9 protein-coding genes are annotated in these 10,935 nt (G+C 74.1%); 4 read left to right on the top strand and 5 right to left on the bottom strand.

Annotated features, from left to right (window positions below):
- Positions 1-254 precede the first annotated feature (254 nt).
- Entirely contained in the window at positions 255-1,631 is a 1,377-nt protein-coding gene (locus tag OG624_RS02700; protein WP_033225396.1) for a sensor histidine kinase, read from the bottom strand.
- 100 nt (positions 1,632-1,731) lie between these two features.
- Positions 1,732-2,409 carry a response regulator transcription factor gene (locus tag OG624_RS02695; RefSeq protein ID WP_033225201.1) on the bottom strand — a complete coding sequence of 226 codons (678 nt, stop codon included), beginning with the start codon at positions 2,407-2,409 and terminating at the stop codon, positions 1,732-1,734.
- A gap of 138 nt (positions 2,410-2,547) precedes the next feature.
- On the opposite strand from OG624_RS02695, the gene OG624_RS02690 reads away from it, so the two are divergent.
- Complete coding sequence (locus OG624_RS02690) at positions 2,548-3,204, top strand: hypothetical protein (protein WP_266355795.1); 657 nt, start codon at positions 2,548-2,550, stop codon at positions 3,202-3,204.
- A gap of 65 nt (positions 3,205-3,269) precedes the next feature.
- Here the strand turns inward: OG624_RS02690 and OG624_RS02685 are convergent, their stop codons facing one another.
- A complete protein-coding gene (locus OG624_RS02685) occupies positions 3,270-4,511 on the bottom strand; it encodes an FAD-dependent monooxygenase (RefSeq protein WP_371638994.1) in 1,242 nt (413 codons plus the stop codon).
- 57 nt (positions 4,512-4,568) lie between these two features.
- Complete coding sequence (locus OG624_RS02680; protein WP_371592039.1) at positions 4,569-6,461, bottom strand: hypothetical protein; 1,893 nt, start codon at positions 6,459-6,461, stop codon at positions 4,569-4,571.
- Positions 6,462-7,087: 626 nt separating this feature from the next.
- Here OG624_RS02680 and OG624_RS02675 point away from each other — a divergent pair.
- Both OG624_RS02675 and OG624_RS02670 read left to right on the top strand, forming a co-directional pair.
- Positions 7,088-7,666 carry an RNA polymerase sigma factor gene (locus OG624_RS02675; RefSeq protein ID WP_202507754.1) on the top strand — a complete coding sequence of 193 codons (579 nt, stop codon included), beginning with the start codon at positions 7,088-7,090 and terminating at the stop codon, positions 7,664-7,666.
- Positions 7,667-8,634: 968 nt separating this feature from the next.
- The gene (locus tag OG624_RS02670; protein WP_051763811.1) at positions 8,635-9,462 is read left to right on the top strand and encodes an IclR family transcriptional regulator; all 828 of its coding nucleotides are present in this window, start codon (positions 8,635-8,637) and stop codon (positions 9,460-9,462) included.
- 85 nt (positions 9,463-9,547) lie between these two features.
- Here OG624_RS02670 and OG624_RS02665 read toward each other — a convergent pair whose 3' ends face one another.
- Complete coding sequence (locus OG624_RS02665; protein WP_371638993.1) at positions 9,548-10,204, bottom strand: HAD family hydrolase; 657 nt, start codon at positions 10,202-10,204, stop codon at positions 9,548-9,550.
- 135 nt (positions 10,205-10,339) lie between these two features.
- On the opposite strand from OG624_RS02665, the gene OG624_RS02660 reads away from it, so the two are divergent.
- Positions 10,340-10,903 carry a hypothetical protein gene (locus OG624_RS02660; protein ID WP_063734245.1) on the top strand — a complete coding sequence of 188 codons (564 nt, stop codon included), beginning with the start codon at positions 10,340-10,342 and terminating at the stop codon, positions 10,901-10,903.
- The last annotated feature ends 32 nt before the right edge of the window (positions 10,904-10,935 follow it).

Genomic DNA, 10,935 nt, shown 5'->3' with positions numbered 1-10,935 from the left:
CGGGATCACGTCGTACCGGGTCGGGGGAGCGAAGGCGGCGGTGCGGAATGTGCACATGGCGCGGCTCCCCTTCTCTTCACTCGGCATGAGGCGCGCGATGCCCCGTCGGCAGCGCGCACGCCGAGTCTAGGGATCATGTCCGGCCGCGGCACCCGGTTTTCCGGGGCCACCACACCCACGGCAGCCACGGGCCGGAGCGACACCGCCCGCTGACGTTCCCGCACGAGGAAGGCCGTCGACGCCCCGCGGCGCCGTCAGGTCCGGCCGGCCGTCGGCAGCCGCAGCACCAGCCGCGCACCCCCGGCGCCGCCCGCACCGCCCTCGGCCGTCAGGGTGCCGCCGTGGTGGGTGCTCAGATCGCGGGCTATGGCCAGGCCCAGGCCGGCTCCGCCGTGGTCGCGACTGCGCGAGTCGTCCAGGCGCGTGAAGCGTTCGAAGACGCGCTCCCGGTCGGCCACCGGGATGCCGGGCCCGTCGTCGACCACCTCCAACACCGCGGTACCCGACCGTGCGCCGTTCGTGGTGCGCAGGGTGACGTCCACGCGCCTGTCGGCGTAGCGCTGCGCGTTGTCGACGAGGTTCGTGACGATACGGCCCAGCCACAGCGCGCCGGCGGTGACCTCGACCTCGGGTTGCAGCCGCAGCCGTACGGGGACCCGGTCGCCGAGTCGGCCCTCCACCACCTCGCGCACGAGGCCGGTCAGGTCCAGCGGGGCGGCGACCACCGGCTGGGCCGCGTCGATCCGGGCGAGCAGCAGCAGGTCGGCCGTCAGGTGCTGGAGCCGTTCGATGTCCTCCAGGGCCCCGGAGATCAGTTCGGGCCACAGCTCCGGGTCCTGGACGGCCAGGGCCACCTCCAGCTGGGTGCGCAGGACCGTGATGGGGCTGCGCAGTTCGTGGGAGGCGTCGGCGATGAACTGCTGCTGGCGGATCCCCGAGGCCTCCAGCCGGTCCAGGGTGGCGTTCATGGTCTCGGCCAGCCGGGCGACCTCGTCGTGGGTCGCGGGCACCGGCACCCGACGGTGCAGGCCGCGGTCGGAGATCTCGGCGACCTCCGCCCGGATCGCCTCCACCGGCCGCAGGGCATGCCCGGTGACCCGCCAGGTCACGAGGGCGACGGTGGCCAGCAGCAGGGGCATGCCGATGACGAGAGCGGCGGTGGTCGTGTCGTCGGCCGCGTCCGCGTCCCGCAGGGAGGCGCCGGCGTAGACGGTGGCCATGCCGTCCGGAGTCTGCGTGACGACCTGGACGACCCGCTGCCGGTACTCACCGTCCACCGGACGGACCCGCCACGTGTGGAACCGGGTTCCCGGCGCGCCGGGACCGGTCGGCGGGAAGGCGGGCACACCGGCCAGGTTCGGGCTGGAGAACAGGACGCGCCCGTCGGCGCCCACCACCTGGACGAAGTCGATGCCGCGGCCCGGCGGCCGTACGCGGCCCAGCTTCCCGGTGGCGGCGAGCTGCGCGACCGTCTCGGCCTGGCGGCGGGCGTCGTTCTCCGCGTTGCGGAGCAGGTTCGCCTCCAGCAGCCCGAGCAGGGCGAACGAGGCGAGCGCCAGCGCCGCGGCCACCACCACGCTCGCGCCCACGGTGGCCCGCGCCCGTACGGTGGTGGGCCACAGCCGCCGCAGCACCGGCCACCGGCGCAGGAGCGCGCCCGGGACCGCGCGCAGGGCGGTGCGCACGCGGTCGCGCCGACGCTCGCGCGGGCCGGGGTGTTCGGCCACGGCCTCAGCCACCGTCGGCCGCCAGTCGGTACCCGGCTCCGCGCACGGTCTCCACCGCGGCACGGCCGAACGGCGCGTCGATCTTGCGCCGGAGGGCGCTGACGTGGACCTCGACCACGTTGGGATCGCCGTCGAAGGCGCTGTCCCACACCTGTTCCAGGATGTCCCGCTTGGGCACCACCTCGCCGGAGCGCCGGGCCAGGTACTCCAGGACCGCGAACTCCCGCGCCGTCAGCCGTATCTCCGTGCCACCGCGGGAACACGAGTGCCGGGCGGGGTCGAGCAGCAGATCGCCGAACCGCATCACCTGGGGCCGCCGGCGGCCCGTACGCCGGCCGAGCGCGCGCAGCCGGGCGACCAGCACCAGATAGGAGAACGGCTTGGACAGGAAATCGTCGGCGCCGGTGTCGAGCGCCTCCGCCTCGTCGTACTCGCCGTCCTTGGCCGTGAGCATCAGGATCCCCGACTCGTTGCCGGCCGCGCGCAGTTTCGCGCACACCCGGTATCCGTTCAGCCCGGGCAGCATGATGTCGAGCACGATGAGGTCGTAGTCGTGCTCCGTGGCCATCCACAGGCCCTGGGTCCCGTCGTGGGCCACATCCACCGAGAACCCCTCCGACTGCAGCCCTCGCTGCAGGGCCACGGCGAGCCGCCGTTCGTCCTCCACCACCAGTACGCGCATGTCGGACAGGATCTCAGGACCGCTCCGCGGTCGGCTGAAGAGGTCTTCAGGTGGCTTCAGCGGGGCTTCAGGTTCCGGTCAGCATGCTCGGGAACGAGCCGCGCCGCACCGCGCCCGGTTGTCCTGAGGAGTGCCTGTATGTCTGATTCCGTCCCGCCGTCCGAGCAGCCCGAGACCGGCGCCCGGACCGCCGCCGAGACCGCCGCCGTGACCACCCCGGCGACCGCCCCCGAGGCCGGCTCCCGAAAGTCCGCAGCTCTGGGCCGCCTCGTCCCCGGTGGCAAGCGCGCCCGCTGGGTGGCGGCCGGCGCCGTCGCGGTGGTGGTCGTCGGCGGAGCGGCGGCGGTGGCCGTGGCCGGACACCACGACCACCACATGCGCGTCGAGCGGGGTCCGCACCTGGCCTGGGCCGGACCGGGCGCCGAGGGCGGCCTCCGAGGCGGCCCGCACGCCGCCGAACCCCGGCACGAACGGGGGGAGGCCGGTCCCGGCCGCCCCGATGGCCCCAAGATGCCCGGAGAGCCGGGCCGCCCCGGCGGCGCCGACGGACGCGGCGGCTTCGCCAAGGAGGCCCCGGCGCCCGCGCCCATCCCCTCCCTCGCCATCGGCGAGGCGGCCGAGAAGGCCGCCGCGGCCGTGCCGGGCGGGAAGGTGGCGGGTCTGCGCGCGGTCGCGCAGGAGGGCGGCGGCAGCGCCTGGCTGGCCGTGGTCATCGGCTCCGACGGGGTCCGGCACGCGGTCACCGTGTCCGGCACGGACGGCACGATCACCAGCAACACCACCAAGGGCCGGTAGGACTCCGGGGCCTGGGGGTGTCCTGCCGATCGGAGTCCGCCCTGACCGACAGGACACCCCCAGGCCTACGGGGTCATGGCCCGGCCCCCGATACCGGAGGCCTCGCCCAGCTGGCCCCGCCACCAGGACGCCATCGCGTCGCCGTCCATGCCCGCCCAGGCCGGGGTCCGCTCGACCTGGGCACGGCCCAGCCGGCGGGCCAGAGCGACCAGTTCCCGTCCGGCGGCGCCGCGGGTCTCCTCGTAGCCGCGCAGCAGTTCCTCGAAGGACGCGCCGCGCCGCCAGCCGTCGGAGAGGGCGGTGGCGTCCTGGAGTGCCTTGGCGGCGCCGCTCGTGTTGTGCGGCCGTACGACACTCGCCGCGTCCCCCGCGAGCAGCAGCCGGCCGGCGGCGACGCGCGCGGTCTCCACGTCGTAGATCGGCTGGACGAAGGTGTCCGCCGGGTCGGTCAGCGCGAGCGCCCGCCCCCAGTACGGCGGGAACTCGCGATCGAGCAACGCCGCCAGATGTCCCGCGAGCTCGGGGGTCAGGCCGCCCGGCGGGAAACTCGTCGGATCGCCCCGGCGCAGCTGCCCGTCCCGCGGAGGCGCGGCGTAGAGCACCCAGTTCAGCCGCGGACCGTCCGGGCCCGGAATCCGGTAGATGACGCAGGAACCGCCCGGGAAGCAGACCGTGGTCACCGTCTCGGGGGCCGAGTCCGCGAGGCTGCCGAGCCCGGCGAGCCGCGCCGCGTCGAGGTTGCCGCGCCAGCACACGTAACCGGCGTACCGCGGCCGGGAGTCCGGGCAGAGCGCCGCCCGCACCACCGACCGGTACCCGTCGGCTCCGACCACCAGGTCGTACCGCTCGACGGACCCACCCGCGAGCCGCACCTCGACGCCCGTGGCCCCGCCCCCGACGCCCGTGGCCCCGCACTCGGCGACCCCGGTCACCACCGCCCCCTGCCGGTAGACCACCGAGTCCGGAACGGACTCCCGAAGGCCCTGCCAGAGCAGCCCCCAGTGGTAGGAGTGGAAGGGGAAGGGCTGCTCCCAGGTCACCCGGCCGCCCGCCGCGTGGGCATCGTCGCGGACCACCCAACGGCGCCGCTCCAGCCGGTGCGCCGCGATCCCCGCGGGCAGCGCGCCGCTCGCGCCGAGCTCGGCGGCCCGCTCGTCGTGGATGCACAGGCCGACGCCGCGGTCCTGCAACCGCCCGCTCGTGCGCTCCAGTACGACCACCTCACCGGCGCCCGCCCGCGCCGCCGCCGTGGCGACGGCGCAGCCCGCGATGCTCCCGCCGACCACCGCGATCGTTCCGCCCCGCATAGGACCTGCCTCCTGTCGATGCACACCACTGCCCCGACCCTCACCGGGCCGCCCGGGTCACCCTGCTGAAGACCGCGTCGCCGGCGGAGTGGGCTGCACGGAACCCTGGAGGGCCAGCGCGGTCAGTACGACCAACGAGTCCGTCCAGCCCAGGGGCGCCACGGCGGACGGGTGGCCGGCCCCGTTCACCGTCTCGGGGAGCTCGCCCAGTCCGTTCCGCTTCGACAGCACCCAGTCCAGCACCCGGCCCGCCTTCGCCGGCTCACCCGTACCGGCCCAGGCGAGGGCGAAGAAGGAGGTGCTGGCCGTCCACGCGTACGAACCCCAGCTGAAGGAGGGATCGTTGCCGGGCGACACCCCACCGTTCGGCAGCAGCAGCGCCCGATAGGTGGAGTCCAGCGCCTCGCCGAGATCGGCAGGGGCGGCGTTGAAGGGGGGTGCCATGAACGCCACCGCGCTGTCTCGGCCGTGCGCGCCGTCGACCGTCCGCTGATACCCGAGCGGGGCGAAGGACGTGGCGATCGCGGCGGACAGCCGCCGGGCCGCCTCTCCCCAGCGCTCCGCGTCCGCGACCGATCCGAGGCGCGCGGCCAGGTCGGCGGCGGCGTTGAGCCCGGCCAGCAGGGGAGCCGCGGTACCGATGTTCGCCGTCGTCGTGTCGAGCTCCCAGTAGTCCGGGGACGCCGGAGGCAACCCGTCCCGTCCCAGGGAGGCCGCGGCGTGGTCGGCCGCCTTGCGCACCATCGGGTAGAGCGCGCGCAGCCGTTCGTCCCGACCGTCGGCCGGCGCCGCCCGGTACCACTGCCACGTGGCCCAGGGCACCCAGCCGTTGCCGTCCAGCTGCCACTTCCGGGCGTCCGGCGGCCCGCTGCCGTCCAGCACGGTACGGGCCTCCCAGGTCCCGTCGGACCGCTGGGTGAGCGCGTCGTAGCCCAGGATCCGGTACGCCTCCTCGTCGTGCCCGGTGGCGGCGAAGGCGGCCGCCGCGAACGCCCCGTCGCGGGGCCAGGAGTACTCCCACGGCGGCGCCCACGCCGCCGCGAACGCTCCGCCCGGCTGCAGCAGCGCCCGCATCGACAGCAGCGCGCGCCGCGACGCTTCCCGCTGCGCCGCGGTGGCGCCCGGCACCCTGCCCGCCGCCAGCCATGCGCGGCTCTCCTCGATCTGCGCCAGCGCGCCCGGGTCGTCCGCCTCGACCACCACCGACGCCGAGGCTCCGTCGGGAAGGTACCGCCACCGGCCGGAGGGCAGGCGCAGCACATTGCTCCCGTCGACGTAGGAGGCGCCCACGGCGAAGGAGGGCAGGACGGCTTCGGTGGCGACCCGGTTGGTCAGCAGCCCCGACGTCCGGGCGGCGAGCGCCGAGGTGGGTACGTAGCAGGGCTCGGTCTCGCCGCAGCGCTCGCTGCCGGTGGGATCGATGTGGAAGGCGAGCCGGGAGGCGTCGGCGTGCCAGCCGCCCCAGTACGCCCGGTCGTAGTTCCAGCTGGTCGGTGAGCCGGGCAGGGCGCGCGTGGTGCCGTACCAGGCGACCGGCCCGCTCTCCGCGGTGCTCGCCTGGAGGTGCAGGTAGTAGGTGCTGCCCGCCGTGACGTCCGCGTCGAGCGGGAACTCGACCCAGCCGGCGCCGGCGCCGCCGAGTGCGGCGAGGTCCAGGGTCGTCGAGGCGATCACCGACCCGGCGTCCGTGCGGACCCGGCGGATCTGCGCGGTCACGGTGCCCGTCGCCGCCCCGCTGCCCAGCCAGACGCTCACCCGGGAGAGCCGGGTGCCGTCCACCGTGAACTCCTGGGCCGCCGCGTTGTTCGTCGCCTTCACGCTGAACAGCGCGCTCTCATGGGCGGCCTGCCCGTCGTAGGCCACGGCGGCCGCCGCACGGGGGAGCGCGGCGGGCGCGCCGGTCAGTGTCAGGCAGAGTGCGGCGGGCAGCAAGGTCCTCGCGAACGCCATCTGTACAGCCCCTTCCTGTTCGACGGGCGCGCGGGGCGCGGGGGCCGGGGCGCCGAAAGCTGGACCCACCATGCAGGCATCCGGCACCGGGAGGAGGGGAGTCGGGACGTGTCCCACCGGATCGGGCCGCAGCGACATCCGATCGTGTGACAGAAACAGCGGAAGGCGCCCGTTCGGGCGTGTGCCGGCGGCAGCGGCGCTCGGCGGGTACGCCGGGGCGCGCGCGGGCGGACCAGGGCGCGCGAAGAAGCGGATGCGCTTGTTTCGGAAGATTTTCAGGGACCGGCTTGCACGATCGGGCTCGCTTTCCGATGGGGTGGTGAATGGGAGCGCCTGATGCTCCACGGCTGCCGGTTCGGGGGCAGGCAGACCGTTGCTCATGATCCACTCGAAAGGTTCCGCGCCGACGTGAATGTTGCCGAGACGGCCGCCCTCGCGCTGTTAGTGATCACTGTCCGTCATCTCGTCATCGATGTGTTCAGGGCGCCCATGCGCCTGCCGGGTGCGGGGGTACGGACGGGAACCGGCGGACCATCCGCCGGCCGGCGCCGTGCCGATCCCCGCACCCGCCACCATGAGGTCCCCGCCGCCCCCGCGTGCGGCGACGAACAGCTGTGGGGGAGCGTATGAGCGAAGGCGAATTCGATCCATCGGGGGACCAGGCGGTCTCCAGCGAACTGGCCGGCGTACTGCCGGTGGACTTCACCGCCTTCCATTCCCAGCAGCACCGCGCCTATCTGCGCTACGCCCATCTGCAGCTGGGAAACCCCAAGGACGCCGAGGAAGTCGTCGACGACGTGTTCACCTTCCTGCTGAAGGTGTGGCGCCAGGCCCTCAAGGAGGCGAGCCTCCACGGCTTCGCGTGGGCCGTGCTGCGCGAGCACGTCGAAAGACGGTTGGCGGCCCTGGGTCGGCAGGTGGCCATGGTGGAGACGGCATGGTTCGCGGCCCTGCGCCGTTCCTCCAGAGAGCGGCTGGAACTGCTGGAGTCGAAGCTCGGGCTGTACGCGGCGATCGCGGGCCTGTCCGAGCGGCAGTACGACGTGGTGCTGCTGGCCTTCCTGCTGGGCAACGACTCCGACACGGTCGCCCGGATGATGGGGATCACCCCCGCGACGGTCCGTTCGCACATCCGAGGCGCACGCCGAACCCTGTCCCGCAAGCTCGGAGTGGAATGGATCCCCGGAGAGGAGAAGGACCAGTGAGCGACATGCCCCGCCACCGCGACATGCCGCTGTGCGAACTGGACGCGGCCCTTGCGGACGCGACGGTACTCGCGGAGGAATACGCCGGATACGACGAGGGCGCCGCCCGCCGTCGGATCGCCCGCCGGATCGTCGCCGACCGCGCCCGCTCGGCGACCGGCACCACCGGCCCCCCCGGCGCCGCGACCCCGCCACCGCGGGGGCAGGCCACATGCCCATCCACTTCCACCTCCTCCTTCGCGTTCGCCTTCGGATCCGCCTGCGGGTCCGCGTTCGCATCCGCATCCGCATCCGCGGCGGAGGCCGCGGCCGACGAGCTCGTCCTGGACGCCGCCTGTCATGTGCGCGCCGCCCGGGGCCTGGACGACCTCGCCTGGTGCCTCGTGGAGAGCCGGGACTTCGCCGCCCTCGCGCTCGACGCCGACTCCTGGCCCCACGGCGTTGACACGGCACTGCTGTTCGGCTGCCTGCTCCACCTGGCCGACCGGATGGAGGACGCGCAGTTCTGGTTCCAGTACGCGGCCGGGGCGGGCTCGCGAACCGCCGCCCACTGCCTCTACCTCCTCCACCTCGCCCGGGCCGAGGTTGCGACCGCCCGCCACTGGAAGCGCCAGGCCCGGACCCTGCCCCCCGAAGAGCACCTGCCGCACCTGCCACACCTCCCCGAACACCTCGAAGAGGCCCTCGGAGCCTCGGTCATCTGGACCACTCCGCCCATCACCACCCAGGACCTCACCGCCGTCACCGCCGGACCCGGAGGAGCCGGCCGGTCCCCGTGCCGACTCCCCGTACGACTGCGCCAGGCGCTCATGGCGCGACCCCGCAAGGAGGACCCCGACCTGGGGGAGGTCGTCACCCCGGGCCCGCAGGTGGCGGTCGCCGTCGCCCAGCACGCCCGGCTCGACCCCCTGCACCTGACGGACCAGGCGAACGCCTGGGCCCTGGAAGCACTGGACCAGCCGCACCTGATCCACGCCGCCCGCAAGACACCCGAAGGCCGCCCGGCACCGGCCCCGCTGGAAGCGGTCCACCAGGCCCTGCGCGTGCTGGAAGTCGTCAACCGCTACTCGGGGGGCGTGAACCTGACCCAGATCGCCCGGGAGACGGGACTGCCGCAACTGGTCCTCGCCCGGGCCACGGAGCAGCTGATCCGCGCCAACCTCGCCACCCCGATCGGTCCGGACGCGTACGTCGCCGGCAACTCCCTGCTGCTGGCCGAATCCACGACCGGAGAGGGACGCGGGCACCTGCGCGAGACCCTCGCCTGGTTGCGGGACGCCGTCGGCGCCGCCGTCTACGTCGCCCGCTACACCGACGGCGAGGTCGCCATCACCCAGTACGTCGACGGGCCTGCCACCCCCGTGGTCGAGGAGTGGGTCGACTTCCGGGTCGCCGCCCACGCCTCGGCCGTGGGCAAGGCACTGCTCGCCCAACTCGACCACGACGAGAGGAAGGACCACCTGGCCCGCCACCAGCTCACCCCGTTCACCCCCCACACCCTCACCGGCCGTCAGGACCTCTTCCACCAACTCGACGACCGTCCGCCGAACGCTCCGCTCCTCGACCTGCAGGAGTACGCGCTCGGCACGGTGTGCGCGGCGGTCCCGATCACCGCGGGTCCCAACGCGGAATGCGTCGCCCTGTCCATCCCGGTCCCCGACCCCGGTCGGTTGAAGCAGGCCGCCCGCATCCTGCAGAGCGAGGCGGCCGCGGTCCTGCTGGCCCTGATCGTCGCCGACAGCACCCCGTCCACGGCCCGCCGGCCGGAGGACCCCATCCTGTCGCCGACGGCCTAGGCCGCGGCGCACGCAGGGGGAGGGGCCCACCGCACCCAGGGTGCGGTGGGCCCCTCCACGTTGCCCGGAAGCGCTCGTCCGATCCCTACGCGGTGCCCGCGGCGATGAGGCCGGGCAGTGCGCGCATGTCGTGGAAGACGACGGTGCCGGTGCCTTCGAGCCGTTCGGCCGGCGTCAGTCCGCCCGCGTAGCCGAAGGCCCGCATGCCGGCGGCGCGGGCGGCCTCGACACCGGGCCGGCTGTCCTCGACCACCGCGCACGCCGCCGGGTCGACGCCCATCCGCCGCGCGGCGTACAGGAACAGGTCCGGGGCCGGCTTGCCGTGACGGACCTCGGTGGCGCTGTAGATGCGGCCGTCGAAGTGCTCGTAGAGGCCGGTGCGGCCGAGGGTGTGGCGCATCTTCTCGTGCGAGCCGCTGGAGGCGACGCAGGTCGGCAGGGTGATCTCGGCGAGCGCCTCGGGCAGTCCCTCGACGGCGGACAACCCGGTGTCCACCGCCTCACGGTGGCGCTCCTCGAACAGCTCCCGCCAGAGATCGGCCGTCTCGCCGCCGACCCGGAGGGCGATGTCCTCATGGATGGAAGCGCTGGAGCGCCCGACGAAGCTGTCCATGACCTCGTCCTCGGTGAGGGGCCAGCCCAGCTCCGCCCCCAACGCGACCTGGAGGGGCAGCGCGATGCGTTCGCTGTCGACGAGGACTCCGTCGCAGTCGAATATCACGAGTTCAATCGGCTTGATCATTCCCGCAGCATAGGGTCCGCCCCGGTGCGCCACACGGGCCCGGTCCCGGTGCACCATGGTCCGGTGACGAAACGGAACGAGGGGGCCGAGGGCGCCGCGGGACTGTCCCCCTATCAGGCGGAGCTGCGCGCCCGGATGCTCGCCGCCCCCGTCGTACCGCCCCCCGGGGCCTGGCGGCCGGTCTTCGACCCCGGCCCCTATCCCTACCCCTACGTCCCCGTCGGCGGACTGCTGGGCATCGGCTTCGCCTCGCACCCGGACACCGGCGACGACCTGGTGATGGTCGTCTCGAACGACGGCCACGGCCTCTTCGACGCGCGGTCGGGGGAGAAGATCGCACGTGACCGGGACCCCGCCTGGGAGCACAGCACCCCTGACGCGGTGCCCGACCTCTCCTGCCCCGGCCTCGGGCCCGTCGCCGGCCGACGGGTCCGCATCGCCGGGCTGTTCGGCGGCGGCCTGCACACCACCACCGAGGACGGCTGGACGCTGGAGGTGGTGAGCCCCGCCTGGCCGAACGACCGGGTGCTGCTCTCCACCGACGGCGGGCTGCCGCACTCCGGACCGCACGGCGAGCGGTGGTGGCACGTCTTCCACGCCGACCGCTCGACCCTGCGGGCGGCGGGCTTCTCACCCTCGGGACGGACCCTCGCGGTCGCGACCAGCAGCGACCTCACCCTCTGGACACGCGACCTCTGACCGGAACCGGAACCGGAATTGGAATCGGGTCC

The organism is Streptomyces virginiae, assembly GCF_041432505.1.
Classification (GTDB): domain Bacteria; phylum Actinomycetota; class Actinomycetes; order Streptomycetales; family Streptomycetaceae; genus Streptomyces; species Streptomyces virginiae_A.
This window is presented reverse-complemented; position numbering and strand designations above follow the sequence as displayed.